The 18,065-nt window shown below is 74.7% G+C and carries 14 protein-coding genes; 7 read left to right on the top strand and 7 right to left on the bottom strand.

Annotated features, from left to right (window positions below; translation table 11 throughout):
* Nucleotides 1–32 precede the first annotated feature (32 nt).
* The gene (locus tag Cba03nite_RS20615) at nucleotides 33–521 is read left to right on the top strand and encodes a DUF5997 family protein (RefSeq protein WP_239125913.1); all 489 of its coding nucleotides are present in this window, start codon (nucleotides 33–35) and stop codon (nucleotides 519–521) included.
* Nucleotides 522–583: 62 nt separating this feature from the next.
* On the opposite strand, the gene Cba03nite_RS20610 is transcribed toward Cba03nite_RS20615, so the two are convergent.
* The 4 genes from Cba03nite_RS20610 to Cba03nite_RS20595 all read right to left on the bottom strand — a co-directional run bounded on the left by Cba03nite_RS20610 (nucleotide 584) and on the right by Cba03nite_RS20595 (nucleotide 5,476).
* Nucleotides 584–1,741, bottom strand: a complete 1,158-nt coding sequence (locus Cba03nite_RS20610) for a glycosyltransferase family 4 protein (protein WP_239125912.1) — start codon at nucleotides 1,739–1,741, stop codon at nucleotides 584–586.
* A gap of 82 nt (nucleotides 1,742–1,823) precedes the next feature.
* Nucleotides 1,824–3,002: a serine hydrolase domain-containing protein gene (locus Cba03nite_RS20605; protein WP_203748616.1), complete on the bottom strand. Its 1,179-nt coding sequence runs from the start codon at nucleotides 3,000–3,002 to the stop codon at nucleotides 1,824–1,826.
* Between the two features lie 185 nt (nucleotides 3,003–3,187).
* Entirely contained in the window at nucleotides 3,188–3,916 is a 729-nt protein-coding gene (locus Cba03nite_RS20600) for a hypothetical protein (protein ID WP_203748613.1), read from the bottom strand.
* Nucleotides 3,917–4,033: 117 nt separating this feature from the next.
* Nucleotides 4,034–5,476, bottom strand: a complete 1,443-nt coding sequence (locus Cba03nite_RS20595; protein ID WP_203748610.1) for a condensation domain-containing protein — start codon at nucleotides 5,474–5,476, stop codon at nucleotides 4,034–4,036.
* 144 nt (nucleotides 5,477–5,620) lie between these two features.
* Between Cba03nite_RS20595 and Cba03nite_RS20590 the strand changes: the two genes are divergently transcribed.
* Genes Cba03nite_RS20590 through Cba03nite_RS20565 form a run of 6 tightly spaced genes read left to right on the top strand, consistent with a single transcriptional unit; the run spans nucleotide 5,621 to nucleotide 13,301 of the window.
* The gene (locus tag Cba03nite_RS20590; RefSeq protein WP_239125911.1) at nucleotides 5,621–7,087 is read left to right on the top strand and encodes a class I adenylate-forming enzyme family protein; all 1,467 of its coding nucleotides are present in this window, start codon (nucleotides 5,621–5,623) and stop codon (nucleotides 7,085–7,087) included.
* Nucleotides 7,084–9,954, top strand: coding sequence for a non-ribosomal peptide synthetase (locus tag Cba03nite_RS20585; protein ID WP_203748607.1), 2,871 nt, complete (start codon nucleotides 7,084–7,086; stop codon nucleotides 9,952–9,954). The genes Cba03nite_RS20590 and Cba03nite_RS20585 overlap by 4 nt, the downstream gene beginning before the upstream one ends.
* Nucleotides 9,951–10,190, top strand: a complete 240-nt coding sequence (locus Cba03nite_RS20580) for an acyl carrier protein (RefSeq protein ID WP_203748604.1) — start codon at nucleotides 9,951–9,953, stop codon at nucleotides 10,188–10,190. Before Cba03nite_RS20585 ends, Cba03nite_RS20580 begins: the two co-directional genes overlap by 4 nt.
* The gene (locus Cba03nite_RS20575) at nucleotides 10,187–11,503 is read left to right on the top strand and encodes a condensation domain-containing protein (RefSeq protein ID WP_203748601.1); all 1,317 of its coding nucleotides are present in this window, start codon (nucleotides 10,187–10,189) and stop codon (nucleotides 11,501–11,503) included. Before Cba03nite_RS20580 ends, Cba03nite_RS20575 begins: the two co-directional genes overlap by 4 nt.
* On the top strand, nucleotides 11,496–12,671 hold the full coding sequence (locus Cba03nite_RS20570) for a macrolide family glycosyltransferase (protein ID WP_203748598.1): 1,176 nt from the start codon (nucleotides 11,496–11,498) through the stop codon (nucleotides 12,669–12,671). Before Cba03nite_RS20575 ends, Cba03nite_RS20570 begins: the two co-directional genes overlap by 8 nt.
* A gap of 33 nt (nucleotides 12,672–12,704) precedes the next feature.
* On the top strand, nucleotides 12,705–13,301 hold the full coding sequence (locus Cba03nite_RS20565) for a permease-like cell division protein FtsX (protein WP_203748596.1): 597 nt from the start codon (nucleotides 12,705–12,707) through the stop codon (nucleotides 13,299–13,301).
* A gap of 7 nt (nucleotides 13,302–13,308) precedes the next feature.
* Here the strand turns inward: Cba03nite_RS20565 and Cba03nite_RS20560 are convergent, their stop codons facing one another.
* From Cba03nite_RS20560 to Cba03nite_RS20550, 3 genes are read right to left on the bottom strand one after another with little or no spacing between them, the layout of a single operon-like run.
* Nucleotides 13,309–15,060 carry an ABC transporter ATP-binding protein gene (locus Cba03nite_RS20560; protein ID WP_203748935.1) on the bottom strand — a complete coding sequence of 584 codons (1,752 nt, stop codon included), beginning with the start codon at nucleotides 15,058–15,060 and terminating at the stop codon, nucleotides 13,309–13,311.
* A gap of 11 nt (nucleotides 15,061–15,071) precedes the next feature.
* Complete coding sequence (locus Cba03nite_RS20555; protein WP_239125910.1) at nucleotides 15,072–16,760, bottom strand: ABC transporter ATP-binding protein; 1,689 nt, start codon at nucleotides 16,758–16,760, stop codon at nucleotides 15,072–15,074.
* A 44-nt stretch (nucleotides 16,761–16,804) separates the two neighbouring features.
* Nucleotides 16,805–17,857: a sulfotransferase family protein gene (locus Cba03nite_RS20550; protein WP_203748593.1), complete on the bottom strand. Its 1,053-nt coding sequence runs from the start codon at nucleotides 17,855–17,857 to the stop codon at nucleotides 16,805–16,807.
* Nucleotides 17,858–18,065 lie beyond the last annotated feature (208 nt).

Here is an 18,065-nt window from a genome sequence, read left to right as displayed (position 1 = left end):
CCGGCCCATCGGGCGGCCGCTATCCTGACGCGGTGAGCAAGCCTAAGAAGCCCCAGGTGATGAAGCCCGCCACGGCGGCGCAGAAGCTGGACGTGTACCTGCCGGCCACACCTCGGGAGTTCCAGGAGGGCATGGTGTCCCGCGAGGAGCTCGACGAGCTCCAGCAGAACCCGCCCCAGTGGCTCACCGACCTGCGCCGCAACGGCCCACACCCGCGTTCCGTGGTGGCCGCGCGGCTGCGCGTGTCCAACAGCGGCCTGGCCCGCGCGGGCGTCACCGAGGCGCTCACCAGCGAGGAGATCGCCGCGCTGGCCGCCGACCCGCCGGAGTGGCTGACCCGCGAGCGCGAGACCTACGCCGAGGCCCAGCGCGAGCAGCGCCGCCTCGAAAGCCGCCGCGACGCACCCGAGCCGAGCGCCAAGCCCAGCCCCAAAGCCAGCGCCAAGCCCAAGCCCAAGCACAAGCTCGGCGCCAAGCTCAGCTCCAGGCTCAGCTCCAACCGCGGTCGCTCCGGCCGCTGACCGGCTCCCTTACCGGAGCAAGCTCCCACCATGCCGGTACAGGAGCATGGTGGGAGCTCTGCTCAGGGGGTGGTGATGTAGAGCGGCGTCTCGAACGAGGTCAGCGCACGGCGGTACGCCCGCGCGTACCCCAGCGCCATGTGCTTGGCGCTGAAGTTGCGCACCACGTGGGCGCGGCAGTCGGCGGGGTCGAGCTCCCGGACGTCGGCCAGGGCCTGCGGCAGCTCGCCCGGGTCGTCGCAGATGAGACCCGTGACCCGGTCTTCCAGCACCTCCGGCACCGCACCGGCGCGCAGCGCCACCACCGGCGTGCCGCACACCATCGACTCGATCATCACCATGCCGAACGGCTCCTCCCACTGCACCGGGAACAGCAGGCAGCGGGCGTTGGCGAGCAGCTCGCGCTTGGCCGTCGCGTCGGCGGGGCCGAACATGCGGTCCCGGGGGCCGAGCAGCGGCTCCACCTGCTCGGCGAAGTAGCGGCGCTCGGGCGGCTCGTTGCACTTGCCGGCGAGGATGATCGGCAGCCCCGCCTCGTGCGCGGCGGTGACCGCGGTGTGCGCGCCCTTGTCCGGGCTGAACCTGCCCAGGAACAGCGCGTAGTCGCCCTTCATCAGCTGGAACGGCCAGTCGGCCGGGTCGAGGCCGTTGTGCACGGTGTCGATCCAGTGCAGCTCCGGGGCCAGCGCGCGCTGCCGGTTGCTGATCGCGATGAGCGGCAGGTCCGCGCCCAGGGCCCGGTAGTAGTCGCGCAGCTCGGAGTTCACCGGGCCGTGCACGGTGGCCACGGTGGGCAGCCCGAGCTTCGCGTACGCCGGGGCGTTGAGCGGACCGGCGAACGTGTGGTCGTGTACCAGGTCGATCGCGTCCTCGGCGGCCAGCTGCTCGACCACGCGCCGCGCCTGCGCCGCGTAGATGATCTCCGGGCCGGGCTCGCCGAGCCGCTCCGGGACGGCGGCGGGCAGCACCGGGCGGAAGTCGGCGCGGGTGCCGTCGCGGCCCGCGGCGACCAGGGTGACCCGGTGACCTGCCGCGACCAGCGCGTTGCTCAGATCGGCCAGGACCGCCTCGATGCCGCCGTATCCCGCCGGCGGGATGTCGAAATACGGCGGCGCCACCATGGCGATGCGAAGGCGGGTGGCGTCGTCGCCGGACGGGTTCTGCGGGGGGCCGGGCAGCCCTGGAGCGGGCACGTCGGCGGGAACGAGGGTGGAAGTCATGGCGCTCCCATACCCGGCTCCCTGCGCCTGATCACACAGACGTGTGTCCGGGCGGCCGACGCGGCCGCCCGGACACCGGGGGTCAGCGGAGTATCGCCTGGTCGGCCAGGTGCGGGCGGACCGCGGCCCGGGCGGTGGCGGGCTGCTCGCCGCACAGCTGCGTGTTCAGCATCGCGATCGTGGCGTCGGTGATCGGGTCGGGCTGCCCCGGGGCGACGTAGTGGGTCATGTTCTGCGCGACGGTGACCTGGCGGCGGCCGTCGGCGGTGTGCCAGGAGATGGCGCTGTGGCCCAGCACGAGCCCGTCGTGGCCCCACACCAGCCCGCAGGACAGCAGGTTCGAGTACAGGCCGAGGCCGTAGCCGCCGTACTCCGGCGCGCCCGGCACCCACGGCACGGTGGTCTGCATCTGGGCCAGCAGCGCCGGCCGAAGCAGCCGGCCGGTCAGCAGCGCCCGGTAGAACGTGTTCAGGTCGCCCGTGGTGGACACCAGCTCCCCGGCGGCCCACGCCCAGGACATGTTGTAGTCCGCGAAGTCGAGCAGGACGCCGCCGTACCAAGGGATGTACGCGGCGGCGTGCGGGCCGCGGATGCGGATGGCGGTGCCGGGCAGGTAGGTGTGGCGCAGGTCCAGCGGGCGGATGATCCGCTTGTCGATCTCGTGCGCCACGGTCCGCCCGGTGATCCGCTCGAGGATCATCCCGGCCAGGACGTAGTTGGTGTTCGAGTAGGCCCACGCCGCGCCCGGCTCGCCGGTGCGGGGCTGCTGCAGCCCGATCGCGGCCAGCTCGGCCGGGGCGAAGGTGCGGTGGCGGTTCTCCTCCAGCGACGCGTCGGTGGCGAAGATGACGTGGTCGTAGTCCGCGATCCCGCTGGTGTGGTTGAGCAGCATCCGCACGGTGACCCCGGCCGCCGCATGATCGGGCAGGTAGCGGCCGATCGGGGCGTCCAGCCGCAGCCGGCCCTCGCCGACGAGCTGGAGCAGCACGGTCGCGGTGAAGGTCTTGGTGATGCTGCCGACGCGGTGGCGCATGCCCGGCGTGGTGGGCGCGCCGGTCGTGACGTCGGCGACCCCGGCGGCGGCGGACTCCCGGCGGCGGCCGTCGGCGGCCTGGGCGAACACGCCCGGCATCCCGGCGGCGGTGATTGCCTCCAGCTGCGGGCGCAGCGTGCCGGTGGCGGCCTGGGCGGGCACGGCCCCGGCCAGCAGGACGAGGGCGACAGCCGCGCCGAAGGCGGCATGAACGGTTCTTCTGGTCATCAAACCTCCCCTTTGGACACCTGCCATGCTGCCCCAGCCGCAGGTTCCTGCCGTCAGCCCGGCGACGGACACGTGCGTCGGTCTCGGGGCGGACGCGGCCGTCGTTCTGGGGGACGACCGCGCTCACCCGCGGGACCTGCCCGCTCCGCGACGGCACCCGTCACGAAGCGGGCAGGGACGCCCGGTCAGGCCGGGGCGTCGGCGCTCCACCGGATGCGGCGCAGCAGGTATCCGGCCCCGGCGCCCGCCAGCAGCGCGGGCAGCAGCGGCCACAGCGGCATCGCACCCCAGCCGCCGATGCTGGGCTGGCGGCCCGCCTCCGCGATGCTGTAGCCCTGGTCGTCGATCACGTACGCGTCGATCTGTGCGGGCGCCTTGTAGCCGCTGCCCATGTCCGCGCTCGCGATCACGATCGTGCCGCTCCGGTCCTGCCCGCCGTCCTGCCAGCGGGCGCCCTCGCACTCGATGTCGATCCGGGTGCCGCGCCCGATCTTGGTGGGTACGTCCGCCGCGCAGCCGTTGGGCAGCTGTGCGGTCACCAGCGTGCCGACCCGCGCGTGGTACGAGGCGGGCGCCTGCCAGCGGACCAGCAGGCCGGTGACCGCCGCCAGCGTCACCCCGACCGACAGGGCGAGCAGCAGCAGCGCCGCGACCCCGGCGCCGGTCTTCCCGGCGGCCTGACTGCCGCGCATCACCCAGCCGACGATCAGGGTGCCGAGGCTGATGCTCACGATGATCACCCACACCCCCGGCCCCGACTGGTCGGCGGCGAGCTTGCCGCCCGTGCACAGGATCATCAGCACGCCGAAGACCGCTCCGCCGATGCAGAGCAGCAGCGGCACGCCGGACAGGCAGCCGCCTCCGTTGGCGCCCTTGGCGCCCGGGCTCGTCGCGGCCGGTCCCACTCCGCTCATAGGTCCTCCCCTTGGTCGACGACAACGGTCCACAATAGAGAGCGTGCTCGGCAGTGGCTGCCCCCCACGCGAACCCGTCAGGTAGGACGACCCGGGCCGGGGATTCGGTGGGGGCGGTCAGCCGGTGGCGTCCGCCGGTGCGCTCCAGGGCCACGGCAGGTCGCCGAGGGCCGCGTCGACCAGCAGCCGTTCCAGGGCGCGCAGGAAGCGCTCGGCAACGGCTGGGGGCAGGTGGGCGGTGTCGCCGGTGACGGCCAGGCCGAGCGCGCCCGGCGCGTCGATCACCTCGACCCGCATCAGCCAGGTGAAGGTGTCCAGCTCCTCGGCCGGGGCGAAGGTCGTGCGGGCCATGGCCGCGCGCAGGTCCGCCGGGTCCACGGCGTCGCCTGCCGTCTCGGACTCCGGCGCGAGGCGGATGTCGTTGAAGTAGCAGTGCCGGTTGACGCCGGTGGCGTAGGGCAGCCCGGCCGCCTCGTGCGCCCGCGCCATCTCCTCCGGGTCGTAGTACGCGTGCCGGTACGCCTCGACGGCCGCGTGCCACACCCGGGGCAGCGCCGCGGCGAACGACGGCCGGTCGCCGAGGTCGATCACGAGCAGGCCGAGCTGGTTGAGCTTCGAGATCGCCTCGCGGTAGTCGTCGGCCGACCTGTTGTTGACCATCGTGTACACGCCGCAGACCGGCTCGCCCGACCAGGCGGTGATCACCCCGGCGACCGCAGCGAGCAGCACGGTGGAGCTGGACACCTGCTCGCGGCGGGCGATCAGCCGGGCCGCGGCGCCTGCCGCCGACGAGGTGAGCACGCACCGGCGGAAGCGCGGGACCAGCGCCGGCCCGACGGCCGGCAGCGTCTCGGCGGGCAGCCGCCGCGTGCTGTCGATCCAGTGGCGTACGGCGCGCTCGCAGCGCCGCCGGTGCCGCTCGCTCTGTTCGAGGCGGGCGATGTCGGCCGACTGGGGCGGGGCGGGGGCGGGCACGCCGCCGCGTACCAGCAGCAGGCGCAGGTCGCGCAGGACCAGCTCGGCTGCGCGGAAGTCGACGGTGGTGTGGCTGAGCACGACGGCCACCTGGCATACCCGCTCGCCCGCGACCAGCAGCGCGAAACGCTGGGGCCACTCCTCGGCGTGGTCGAACGGGGTCGCGGCGAGGTCGGCGGCGAGCTGCTGCGCCAGCGCCGCGCCGTCGTCGGCCGGGGCGTCGCCGATCGGCACGATCAGCACCGGGTGCTCGCCTGACGCGGCGACGACCTGGCGCAGCTCGCCGTCCACGGCGCGGACGCGGGTGCGCAGCGAGCCGTGCCGGGTGACGAGGGCGCCGACGGCGCGCAGCGCCGCGGGCACGCCGAGCGGGGTGCGGCGGGGTGCGGCGACGACCCGGCGGAGGCTGAACATGGCCTGCGCGGCGCCGTGCCGGCGGATGGCGATCCACAGTGCCCGCTGGCCCCAGGTGAGCGGCGCGCCGGGGTCGGGCGGCCCGGCGAACGGCGTGCTCACCTGCGTCGCCCGCCACCGCCGGGCGAGGTCCGCCGGAGCGGCATCGATGTGATGACCGTGGATGGACATCACGACAGCGTAGGCCGGGGCCGATGGAAAGCGCTTTCCTCCGTTCGGACGATGCCCCGCCCGGCGGCCCGGATGCAGACTCGTGTCGATGTGCGGGCGAGATGCCGATCCCCGCTTCTCCGTCGTGTTAGGAGACGTTCTCCCATGCCCGGGATCGGCGAGCACCCCCCGCGACCGTGCACCGTGCCCGGCCTGCTGGCCGCGCGGCGTGCCCGGCACCCGGACCAGATCGCCATCGAGGTCGCGGGCGTCGACACGCTCACCTTCGCGCAGTGGGCCGACGGCTCCGCCGCCCTTGCCGCGGCGCTGCGCGACCGGGGCGTCACGCCGGGCACCGCCGTCGGGCTGGCGTTCGCGGGCCGCGACTGGACCGCCTTCGCCGTCGCGTACTGCGGCGTGCAGCTGGCCGGCGGGATCGCCGTGCCGCTGCCCGACCAGCTGCCCCCGGCCCGGCTGGCGCAGCTGCTGGACGCGTGCGGCGCGCAGCTGGTCGTCAACGGCCGCGACGACGTCGACGCGCTGGTCGCGGCCGGGACGCCCGACGGCGTGGACCTGTCCCGCCCGGCCGACGCCGCCCAGATCCTGTTCACCTCCGGCACGTCCGGCGTGCCCAAGGCGGTCGCCGCGACCCACGCCAACCTCACCTCGGGCGCGCCCACTCACCCGAACCGGATGCCGCTGGCCCACTCCCGGCGGTTCCTGCACGCCTTTCCGATCGGCACCAACGCCGCGCAGACGATGCTCGTCAACGCGCTCACCGCCCGGCCCGCCGCGCTGACCCTGCCCCGCTTCACCCCGCGCCGATTCGCCGCGCGGCTGCCCGAGGCGGGCACCGTGTTCCTGGTCCCCGCGACGGCCATCGAGCTGCTCGACTCCGGCGCGCTGGACGGCGTCGACCTGGGCGGCGTACACCTGGTCGGCTCGACCGCCGCGCCGCTGCCGCCCGCTGTCGCGTTGCGGCTGGCCCGCGCCTTCCCCAACGCCGCGATCGTCAACCACTACACGTCCACCGAGGCCGCGCCCGCGCACACCACCACCATCTTCGACCCCCGGCGGCCGGACGCCGTCGGCCGCGTCACCGGTGGCGCGGTACGCATCACCGGCGCCGACGGCAGCCCTCTGCCCGACGGCGAGACCGGGCACGTATGGCTGCGCTCGCCGTTCGCCCGCCGCTACCTCGGCGACGAGCGCGCCACCCGGGACACCTTCCAGGACGGCTGGGTGCGCATGGGCGACCTGGGCCGCCTCGACGAGGGCTTCCTCTACCTGTCCGACCGGGACGGCGACGTGGTCAAATCCGGCGCCTACAAGATCTCCACGCTGGAGGTCGAGAACGCGCTGCACGAGCACCCTGGCGTCGCCGCCGCGGCCGTGCTCGGCGTGCCGCACGCGGTGCTGGGCACCCGGCTGGCCGCCGTGGTCGTGCCCCGCCCGGACGCGGCCCGGCTCGACCTGCCCGCCGTCCGGGCCTTCCTCGCCGCCCGGCTCGCCGACCACCAGCTGCCCGGCGACCTGCTCGTGCTCGACGAACTCCCGCGCAACGACGCGGGCAAGGTCCTCAAACGACAGCTGGTGGCGCTGTTCCCCGCCGGCACCGGAGGTGACGCGTGAATCCGATCATGCACGGCGTGTGGTTCACCGAGCAGGCACAGGTCGCGGGCACCGCGTACCACATGGCGCTCGGAGTCCGGCTCGACGGCGACCTCGACCGGCACGCGCTGGGGGAGGCGTGCGCGGCGGTCGTCGCCCGGCATCCGATGCTGTCGAGTGCGGTGACGCTCGCCGGTGACCTGCCGGAGCTGGTCCCCGCCGCGGAGAAGGTCACGCTGACCGACGCGGCGTACAGCGAGCAGCGGGTGCGCGAGGAGATCGCCCGCCCGTACGACCTGGCGCGCGGGCCGCTGGCCCGGTTCCTGCTGCTGCGCGAGACGCCCACCCGGCACCTGCTCCTGTTCACCGCCCACCACCTGGTCTTCGACGGCATGTCCAAGGACCTGCTGCTGGCCGACCTAGCCGCCGCGTACGCCGGGACCGAACTCGCCCCGCTCCCCGCTGCCACGGACGGCGCGCCCGGCGAGCAGGCCGTCGCCGCCGCGCGCGCCTACTGGACCGACCAGGCCGTCAGCCCCGGCGGCGAGGTGGTGCTGCCCGACCTGACCGGTGTCCCCATCGCGGCGGAGCCCGGACATGCCATGGAGGTCGAGCTGCCAACCGTGGACGTCGCGGGCTTCACCCGGTTCGAGGTGCTGCTCGCCGCGATCCACGTGCTGCTGGCCCGCTACGGCAACACCGGCCTGCCCGTCGCGATCGGGCTGTCCACCCGCACCGAGCACACCGCGCGCCACATCGGCCTGCACGTCAACGAGCTGCCCGTCACCGTCGCACCGGCCGCCGGGCGGTTCCGGGACTACGCCACGGCGCTGCGGTCGCGCCTGCGTGACCTGTACCGGCATCGGGCCGTGCCGCTGGCGCAGGTCAGCGGCGGACTGCGGGCCGCGCCTTCGCTGACCGCGGTGTCGGTGGGCTACCGGCGGCGCGGCCCGGCGCCGGAGTTCCCCGGCCTGGCCGCCGAGGTGCAGTGGGCGCTGTTCGGCGGCAGTGCCCGCAACGCGCTGCACCTGCAGTTCGTCGATGGCCCGGACGGGCTCATCGCGAGCCTCCAGCACGACCCGGCCCGGCTGCCCGTGGCCGCGGCGCGGCGGATCGGCGAGCACCTGCGCACGGTCCTGACCGCCGTCGCGGCCGACCCGGACGCCGACGTCGCGACGCTGCCGATCATGCCCGCCGCCGAGGCCGACACCGTGCTGCACCGCTGGAACGACACCGCCCGCCCCCGGCGCGAGAGCCTGGTCCGGCTGCTGGCCACGCAGACCGGGCTGCACCCGGACGAGACGGCGGTCGTCGACGGCGACGTGCGCCTGAGCTACGCCGAACTCGACCGCGCCGTCACCGCGCTCGCCGCGCGGCTGCCGGGGGAGGGCGCGCTGGTCGCGGTCCGGCTGCCGCGCGGCTGGCAGGCGCTGGTCGCGATGCTCGCGGTGCTGCGCGCGGGCGCGGCGTACGTGCCCGTCGACCCGTCCTACCCGCAGGCCCGGCAGGAGCTGATCCTCGCCGACGCCGACCCGGCGCTGATCCTCGAGGGCCTGGACGCCGTCCCGCAGGCGCGTCCCGGCGGCGCGGTCCCGGCCGGGACGGCGTACGTCATGTACACCTCAGGCACCACCGGGCGGCCGAAGGGTGTCGTGGTGCCGCACTCCGCGCTGGCCAACCTGCTGCTCGGCATGGCCGAGGCGGTCGGCAGCCGGCCGGGGGACCGGTGGCTCGGGCTGACCCCGCTGTCGTTCGACATCTCCGGTTTGGAGTTGTTCCTGCCGCTGGTCACCGGCGGTCGCCTGGTGATCGCCAGCGATCTGAGCGCGCTGGAGGGCCGCGCCGTCGCCGCGCTGATCGAGCGCGAGGGCGTGACCCATGTGCAGGCGACCCCGTCCGGCTGGCAGGTGCTGCTGGAGGCGGGCTTCGACGGCCCGGCGGTCACGGCGCTGGCCGGTGGCGAGGCGCTGCCGCCGGACCTGGCCCGGCGGCTGCGCGCCCGGACGGCCCGGCTGATCAACGTGTACGGCCCGACCGAGACCACCATCTGGTCCACCGCCGACGAGATCCCCGACCAGCCGGACACGGTCACCATCGGCCGCCCGATCGCCAACACCCGCACCTACGTGCTGGATCCCGCCGGGCGGCCGCTGCCCGCCGGGGTCTGGGGCGAGCTGTGCATCGGCGGCGACGGCGTGGCCGACGGCTATCTGCGCCGCCCGGATCTCACCGCCGAGCGCTTCGTGCCCGACCCGTTCGGACCCGGCCGCCTCTACCGCACCGGGGACCGGTGCCGGTGGTCGGCGGACGGGCGGCTCGTCTACGGCGGCCGCGACGACGGCCAGGTCAAGATACGCGGGCACCGGGTCGAGCTGGAGGAGATCGAGGCCCACCTGCGCGAGCACCCCGGCGTGGCCCAGGCGGCCGTGACCCTGCGCGGCGGCGAGCTGGCCGGATACCTGGTGCCCCGGGACACCGCCCCCGACGCCGCCGAGCTGCGCCGCCACCTTGGCCAGCGGCTGCCCGCCGCCACCGTGCCGACCTCCTGGACGGTCCTGGACCGGTTGCCGCTCACCCCGAGCGGCAAGCTCGACCGCGCCGCGCTGCCCGAGCCGGTCCTGTCCCGCACCGCCGCGCCGGTCCGCGACACGCGCGCCTCCGGTGACGACGAGCTGGTCGAGACGCTGCGGGCGATCTGGCAGGAGGTGCTGTCCGTCGAGGACGTCGGCGACGACGAGGACCTGTTCGACCTGGGCGGTCACTCGCTGACCATCACCCGGATCAGTGTGCGGATCACCCAGCAGCTCGGCCGCGACGTGCCGCTGGACGTCTTCTTCGACACGCCCACCATCGCCGAGATCGCGCAGTACCTGCGGGAGCAGCCGTGAGCGCGGAGCTGAGCGGCCGCCTAGCCGCGCTGGTGCACGACGCCACCACGGGCACGGTCACCGCCGAGCAGGCGCTGGCCGGGGGCTCGCTGCGGGCGCTGGGCCTGGACTCGCTCGGCGCGCTGCGGCTCATCGACGCCATCGACCTGGAGTTCGGCGTCGAGGTGGACCTCGGTGACGGGCCCGGCGCGGACACCCTCGACGCGATCACCCGGATGGTGGAGGAACGGCTGTGAGGCATCTGCCGCTGTCGGCGCTGCAACAGCGCTTCTGGTACCTGTGCACGGCGTACCCCGGCGACGCGTCGCCGATCCTGGTGCTCAACTGGCGGCTGCGCGGCCCGCTGGACGTGGCCGCCTGGCGGGCGGCGGTGGACGCCGTCGTGGACCGGCACGAGAGCCTGCGCACCGGCTTCGTGCTCCGCGACGGCGAGCCGGTGCAGGTCGTCATGCCGCCGGCCGGCATGGACACCGAGCTGGTGGACCTGCGGGAGCTGCCCGGCGACGAGCGGGACGCGCGGGCCGGGGAGCTGCTGCGCGCGCGTACCCACCGGTTGCTGGACCTCACCGCCGACCCGCTGGTCGGCTCGTGCCTGCTGCGGCTGGACGACGACCACCACGTCTTCTGCTTCACCATGCACCACCTGCTGGCCGACGGCGCGTCGCTGCGCATCGTCGGCCGCGAGATCCGCGCCGCCTACCTCGCCGCCCTCGACGGCACCAAACCCGACCTGCCGGAGCTGACGCTGCAGTACGGCGACTTCGCGCAGTGGCAGGCGGCCCAGGACCAGGCCGCCGACCTGGCGTACTGGTGCGAGCGGCTGGCCGGCGCCACCTCGCTGGAGCTGCCCACCGACTCGCCCCGCCCGGCCGAGAAGTCCGCGCACAGCGCCGAGCACATCCACCAGATGGGCCCGGACCTGGCCACGCAGGTGATCGAGCTGTCCCGCAGGGCCCGGTGCACCCCGTTCATGGTGCTGCTCGCGGCGTTGCAGGTGCTGCTGCACGAGCGCAGCGGCCAGGACGGCTTCTGCGTCGGCACCCCGGTCGCCGGGCGGGTGCGGGCCGAGTTCGAGCCGGTGGTGGGGCTGTTCGCGAACACCCTCGCGCTGCGCGCCGACCTGTCCGGCGACCCGACCTTCACCGACCTGCTCCGGCGCACCCGGACCGGCGTCATCGGGGGACTCCAGCGGCAGTCCGTACCGCTCGGGAAGATCATCTCGACGCTGGGCGTGCCCCGCGACCCCGGCCGCACCCAGCTGTTCGACGTCGTGTTCAGCATGCGCAACGACAACCCGGTGCTCGCCTCGCACCTGGGCCCGCTGGAGATCGAAGGCTTCCCGCACGGGCACGCCAAGGTGCTGCACGACCTGGTGTTCGACATCTGGCGGCTGGACGAGGCGGGACTGCGCGCCGGGATCCGCTACGACACCGCGCTGTTCCGGCCGGACACCGTCGCGGAGCTGGCCGAACGCTACGAGCAGATCCTGTCCGCCGCGGTCGCCCGGCCGGGGGACCGCCTCTCCGAGCTGGGGGCACTCCGTGGGTAGGCACATCGCGTTCGTCAACATCCCCGCGATCGGGCACGTGTTCCCCACCCTGGCCGTGGTGCAGGAGCTGACGCGCCGCGGGCACCGGGTCACCTACGGCACCTCCGAGAGCCGCCGCGCGGCGCTGGCCGAGGCGGGGGCGGCCGTGCACGCGTACCGGTCGCTGCGCCCGCCGGACAGCGACCCGACCGTACGGGCGCCCGACCGCGCCGGTTACATCAGCCACAGCCTGCTCAGCTTCCTGGAAGAGGCCGAGGCCGCGTACGAGCAGCTCGCGCCCGTCTACCGGAACGACCCGCCGGACCTGGTCGTGTTCGACCGGATGGCGTTCGCCGGGCGGGTCCTGGCCGCCCGGATGGAGCTGCCGTCGGTGCAGCTGTGGCCGATGCTCGTCTCCAACGAGCACTGGTCGATGGGGCAGGCGCTGGACGCGTTCGACCCCGCCGACCCGGTCCTGCACACCTACCTCGCCAAGCTGGAGCGGTTCCTCGGCACGCACTGCCCGGCCCTGGCCCCGGAGGAGTTCCTCACCCCGCAGCCCGAGGCGCAGCTCGCGTTCTACCCCCGCGCGTTCCAGTACGCCGGGGAGCGGTTCGGCCCCGGCTACCGGTTCGTCGGGCCGTGCCTGCGGCGTACGCCGCTGCGCTGGCAGCCGCCCCGCGACCGGGACGTCATCCTGGTCACCCTCGGCACGATCTACAACGCCCGGCCCGACTTCTACCGCTACTGCGCCGACGCGTTCGCGGGCAGCGACTGGCACGTGGTGCTCGCCGTCGGGGAGCGGATCGACCTGACCGCGCTCGGCCGCCTGCCGCGCAACGTCGAGCTGCACCGCTTCGTGCCGCAGCTGGACGTGCTCGCCCACGCCACCGCGCTGATCTGCCACGCGGGCATGGGCGGGATCATGGAGGCGATGAGCCACGGCGTGCCGGTGCTCGCCGCGCCGCAGACCCTGGAGCAGGAGGCCAACGCGCTGCGGGTGGAGGAGCTGAGCCTCGGCGTACGGCTGCCGGCCGGCCTGACCGATCCCGGCGGGCTGAAGGACACCGTCGAGCTGATGGTCAAGGACCCGGCGATCGGCGACGGCGTGGACCACCTGCGCCGCGCGGTCGCCACCGCGGGCGGCGCGGCGCGGGCCGCCGACGTCATCGAGGACTGCCTGCGCTGACGGGCGAACCGGCCGCCCCCCACGAAGCGGATCATGATGGTAGAACTGTTCCTCGTGTCCGAGCCGAGTAATGAATCCCTGCCTGACGTGCCCGAGCCCGTGCCCACCCCCGTGCCCGGCGAGGTGACGGCCGCCGAGCCCGGCGAGGTGGCCGCCGCGCCGGGCACCGAGCACCCGCCTGCCCGGCGAGGACGTCTCGTGGTGTTCGCCGCGCTGGCGGGCGTGCTCGCCGGGGCCCTGGTGGCCACCGGGGCGATCGTGTTCACGGGGCGGTTCGCCCCGGCCGGCCGGTTCGACGTGGCGGTCTACCTCAAGCGCGACCCGTCCGCCGAGCAGAGGGAGGCGGTGGGTCGCGCGCTGGCGGCGCTTGAACCGGAGGAGCTCGGCTACGAGAGCCGCGAGCAGGCGTGGGCGAAGTTCAAGGGGATGCTCAAGGACCGCCCCGACCTCCTCACCGGCGACGCGTCGAACATGCCCGAGTCCTGGCGGGCCGTCGTCACGGCCGTCTGGTTCGACTGCGAGCAGCTCGCGCCGCTGTGGAAGCTGCCCGGGGTGGACCAGGTGACCGTGCTGCAGCTGCCCGAGGGCGATCGGCCCGGCGCGAAGATCGCCTGCGGCGACCCCCGCTAGCCGCAGCTCAGGCCAGCGCCCGCTCCCCGGCGAGCCAGGCCTCGTGCAGCTTCGCGTACGCCGAACCGGCCACCGCGACGAGTTCGTCGTGGTGGCCGCGCTGCACCGCCCGGCCCCCGTCGATGACGATCACCTCGTCGGCCTCGCGGGCCGTGGCCAGCCGGTGCGCGACGGTGATCGTGGTCCGCCCGTGCGCCACCTGCGCCATCGCGGTGCGCAGCCGCACCTCGGCCGCCGGGTCGACGGCGCTGGTCGCCTCGTCCAGGATCAGCAGGTCCGCGCCGGCCGCGTGGGCGCGGGCCAGCGCCACGAACTGCCGCTCGCCCACGCTCAGGCTCTCGCCACGCTCGCCGACGACCGTGTCCAGCCCCTCCGGCAGGCGAGCCGCCCAGTCGAGCAGTCCCAGCTCGCGCAGGACGTCTGCCACGTCGTCGTAGTCGAGCGGGCGCCCGAACCGGATGTTGTCGGCCAGCGTCCCCCGGAACAGGAAACCCTCCTGCGGCACCAGGATCACCCGCTCGCGCAGGCTGCTCAGGCGTACCCGGTCCACGGGCACCCCCGCCAGCAGGATCCGGCCGGACGACGGGTCGGCCAGCCGGGCGACGAGCTTGGCCAGCGTGGTCTTGCCGGCCCCGGTCCGGCCCACCACCGCGACCCGGCTGCCCGCCGCGATGTCGAGATCCACCTCACGCAGCACCGGCTCGGCCCCGCCCGGGTAGGTGAACCCCACGCCCCGCAGCGACACCGGCACCGGGCCCGGCGGCAGCTCGACCGCCTCGGCGTGCTCGGTGACGTCCGGCGGGAGGTCGAGCACGTCCAGCACCCGCCGCCACCCGGCGACCGCGTTCTGCAGCCCGTTGAGCATCTCCCCGGCCACCTGCGCGGGCAGCGCGAACTGGGCCACCAGGAACAGGAACGCCGCGATCTCGCCGACCGTCAGCCGTCCCGCCACGCCGAGCACCACCCCGAGCACGGCCGTGGCGGCCAGCGCGACCCCGGTGGCCAGCTCGCCGACCGAGTACGCGGTGACGGTCAGCCGGGAGGCGCGCTGCGAGGCGTGCCGGTGCGCGTCCACCGCCCGGTCCAGGCGCCCCACGGCGCGGTCGGCGACGTCGTAGGAGCGGATCACGTCAGCGCCGGTGACGCTCTCCGACACCATCGCGAGCATCTCCGCCGAGCGCTCGCGCACCGTCCCGTACGCCGCGGCGAGGTTGCGCATGCAGGCCCGCACCACCCACCCGACCGGGGCGAACACGGCGAGCACCACCAGCGCCAGCGGCCACGAGTAGAAGAACATCACCGCCCCGGTGACCAGCGTCTGCCCGGCGCAGATGAACAGCACCACGCCGTTCCACTGCAGGAACGAGGTGACCTGGTCCACGTCGGAGGTCGCCCGGGCAACCAGCGCGCCGCGCCGCTGCGCCGCGACGTGGTGCACCGACAGCTCGTGGATGTGCCGGAACACCTTCACCCGGACCGCCGCCAGCGCCGTCTCGCTCACGTCGAACAGGCGCAGCATCATCGCGTACCCGCACAGCATCGACACGGCGAGCACGCCCAGCCCCGCCGCGCCGATCGCGGCGACCACGCCGAAGTCCGGGCCGCCCGGACCGCGCAGGCCGTCGTCGATCGCCCGCTGCACCGCCACCGGCACCGCCGCCCGGCCCGCCGTCATGCCCACCGCCAGCAGCAGCGTGACCGCCAGGCCGCGGCGCAGCTCGGGCGACAGCCGCAGGGCCCGGCGCAGCGTGTCCCACATGGAGCCGTCCGTCACGCCGCCACCCTCCGGTCGTACGCCGCCAGCAGTTCCCGGTAGCCCGGCTCGCCCGCCATCAGCTCCTGATGCGTGCCGGTCGCCGCGACCCGGCCGCCCTCCAGGTAGACGACCTCGTCGGCCAGCGCGATCGCGGGCCGGCGGGTGGCGACCACGAGCATCGCCGGGCCGTGCGCGGCCCGCAGCCCGGCCAGGATGTCCGCCTCCACCACCGGGTCGACGGCGCTGGTGGCGTCGTCGAGCACGAGCAGCCGGGGCCGCCCGGCCAGCGCGCGGGCCAGCGCGAGCCGCTGCCGCTGTCCGCCGGACAGCGCCGCGCCCCGCTCGCCGACCGTGGTGTCCAGCCCGTCCGGCAGCGCCCGTACGAAGCCGTCGGCCTGCGCCACGGCCAGCGCCTGCCACACCGCGTCGTCGTCGAGGCCGGGCCGGTCCAGCGTCACGTTGGCCCGCACGCTGTCCTGGAACAGGAACGGCACCTGCGGCAGGTAGGCCACCGCGCGCGCGTACGCGGCGGCGCTCAGCTCGCGGACGTCCACGCCGCCGAGCAGCACCGCCCCGGACTCGGGCGGCAGCAGCCGCGCGGCGACGGCCGCCACGCTCGACTTACCGGCGCCGGTCTGGCCGACCACCGCGACCACCCGGCCGGGCGCCACCCGGAACGACACGTCGTCCAGGCTTCGCACACCCACCCGGGCGAACCGCAGCTCGGCCGGCCCGCTCACCTCGGCGGAGCCGTACGGCGGCGCGTCCGGCGCGACGAGCACCCGGTCCACCCGCTCGGCCCCCGCCACCGCCCGGGGCAGCGCCCCGAGCAGCCAGCCGATGGCCCGGATCGGCATGTCCAGCAGCGCGAACAGGAACGCCGCCGTGGTCAGCTCGCTCAGCCCGAGCGCGCCCTGCTCGCACCGCCAGGCGCCCACGATGAGCACCGCGACCGTGCCGAGCTGGGGTAGCGCGTCGATGACCGGGTCGTGCCAGGCGCGGGCCCGGCCGATCGACACCAGGGTGCCGCGCAGCTCGCCGACCTGCGCGGCGAACCTTGCCGTCTGGTGCTCCTCACGGCCCATCACCTTGACCGTCAGCGCGCCGTCGAAGCTCTCGTGCGCCAGCGCGGTGACCTGGGCGCGGATCGCCTGGCTGCGCCGGTGGCGCGGGGCCACCAGGCGCGAGTACGCGGCGAACACCGTGACCAGCCCCGGGAAGACGACCACCCCGACCAGGCCGAGCGTCCAGTCGACGGCGAACAGCGCGGTGAGCGCCCCGGCCAGCAGGAACACCGTAGCGATGGCGTACGCGAGGCTGCCCGCCGGCGACGCGGCGGCGTCCACGTCCGACGACGCGTTGGACAGCAGCGCACCGGTCGGGTTGTCCCGGTGCCAGGCCGGCGGCAGGCTGAGGTACTTGCGCACGATCTGCTTGCGCTGCCGCGCCTGCAGGCTCTGCTGCAGGTGCACCGCGCCCAGCCGGCGGCTGAAGATGCCCAGCACCTTCAGCGCGCTCACCCCCAGCAGCGCGGCGGCGGCCACGGCCAGCAGCCCGGCGTCGACCCGGCCGCGGTCGAGCATCGGCGCCACCACATCGGCCACGACGGCGCCGATGACGAACGCGCTGCCGATGGACAGGCCCACCACCAGGCACGCCCCGCCCAGCGAGACGGCGAACAGCCGGGGCTCGGACCGGATCATGTGGCCGCACAGTCGCGTGCCACGGCCGATCAGCTCCCGTGCCCTCACCGCAGCGCCTCCGCCCACAGCCCGGCCACTGCTCTGGTCAGCGCGGCCTCGTCGAACAGCGCCCCGTCACCGGACCCCGCGTCGCGGGCGGACGTGGCGGCGCGGGACAGTGCCGTCCCGGCCTGCGCGTCCTCGGCCAGGATCGCGTCCAGCCCGTCCGGGGCGGGCAGGCCGCAGTGCGCGAACAGCGCCGTCAGCACCGTGTGCGGATCAGCCTGCAGGTCCTCGTACGTCGCGGTGAACAGGTCCACGCCGCGGTGGCGCAGGGCCAGCGCACGTTCCAGCTGCGACACCCACTGGCAGGCCATCACCTCCTCGGGCGACAGCAGCCGTCCCGTCCGGGCGCGCCACCGGGCGACCAGCGGGATCAGGGTGCCGAGCCGGTCCTGCACCGCCGCCGGGTCGGTGACCAGCGCCGGGTCGTATCCGGCGAACGCCCGCGCGGTGGAGCGGGCCCACGCCAGCGGGTCGCGGTAGAGGAAGACGGCGGCGAACGCGGGGCACTCCTCGTGCAGCAGCGCGGCGAGCTCGATGACGAAGCTGCGGGGCTTGATCACCACGGGGCGTCCCCGCGACAGCACCCGCACGCAGCTGCGGGCCAGCTCGCGCAGCTCGCGCTCGGCCAGCCGGGGGGAGAGGGTGACGAGCTGGGTGAGCGCGTCCGGTTCGGACACCCCCACCATGCCGCCCGGCCCTGCCAGCGCGGCGGCGACCAGGGTAGAGCCGCAGCGGCCGGTGGAGTGGAGGAACACCCCGCGCGGCTCCGGCGTCTCCAGCGCGTGCAGCTCGTCGTAGGACAGCGCGACGGCACCGGTGGCGTGCTCGTACTGGGCGAGGAAGTAGAACGGCGCGTGGGCGGGTTCGGTGTCGGTCCTGACGAACAACGCCCGGCGGTTGTCGTGGTCCAGGCAGTACAGGCTGTACGCCGGGTCGGTCACCACGATCCGGGCGTCGACGGAGCCCGCTCGTTCGCAGCGCAGGTCGGCCGGGCCCGCCACCGCCAAGGGGTAGGGCTTGCCCCGGTCGACCAGTGCGAGCAGCTCGGCCATCCACCCCGTCCCCGGAAGAAGATGGGGGCGGCATGCCGGCCGCCCCCATCTGCACTTCTCGGTCTCGAGCAGGAGACCGAGCGACGTAGCCCACGCTACGGGTAAGCGCTTTCCTCAAACAAGCATCTGCATTCGCAGATTTGTTGCATGCCCGCAAACCCGGTGGACCGCGCCAATCCCGCGATTTCCGGCACCCCGCCTACGTCAC

Source organism: Catellatospora bangladeshensis (assembly GCF_016862575.1).
In the GTDB taxonomy this organism is placed as follows: Bacteria; Actinomycetota; Actinomycetes; order Mycobacteriales; family Micromonosporaceae; genus Catellatospora; species Catellatospora bangladeshensis.
This window is presented reverse-complemented; position numbering and strand designations above follow the sequence as displayed.

Excerpts from the sequence above, each read along its gene's own strand:
- Cba03nite_RS20550 (WP_203748593.1), bottom strand. The coding sequence starts at position 17,857 with ATGGCCGAGCTGCTCGCACTGGTCGACCGGGGCAAGCCCTACCCCTTG.
- Cba03nite_RS20565 (WP_203748596.1), top strand. The coding sequence starts at position 12,705 with ATGATGGTAGAACTGTTCCTCGTGTCCGAGCCGAGTAATGAATCCCTG.
- Cba03nite_RS20560 (WP_203748935.1), bottom strand. The coding sequence starts at position 15,060 with ATGTGGGACACGCTGCGCCGGGCCCTGCGGCTGTCGCCCGAGCTGCGC.
- Cba03nite_RS20595 (WP_203748610.1), bottom strand. The coding sequence starts at position 5,476 with ATGTCCATCCACGGTCATCACATCGATGCCGCTCCGGCGGACCTCGCC.
- Cba03nite_RS20590 (WP_239125911.1), top strand. The coding sequence starts at position 5,621 with ATGCCCGGGATCGGCGAGCACCCCCCGCGACCGTGCACCGTGCCCGGC.
- Cba03nite_RS20600 (WP_203748613.1), bottom strand. The coding sequence starts at position 3,916 with ATGAGCGGAGTGGGACCGGCCGCGACGAGCCCGGGCGCCAAGGGCGCC.
- Cba03nite_RS20555 (WP_239125910.1), bottom strand. The coding sequence starts at position 16,760 with ATGATCCGGTCCGAGCCCCGGCTGTTCGCCGTCTCGCTGGGCGGGGCG.
- Cba03nite_RS20605 (WP_203748616.1), bottom strand. The coding sequence starts at position 3,002 with ATGACCAGAAGAACCGTTCATGCCGCCTTCGGCGCGGCTGTCGCCCTC.
- Cba03nite_RS20610 (WP_239125912.1), bottom strand. The coding sequence starts at position 1,741 with ATGACTTCCACCCTCGTTCCCGCCGACGTGCCCGCTCCAGGGCTGCCC.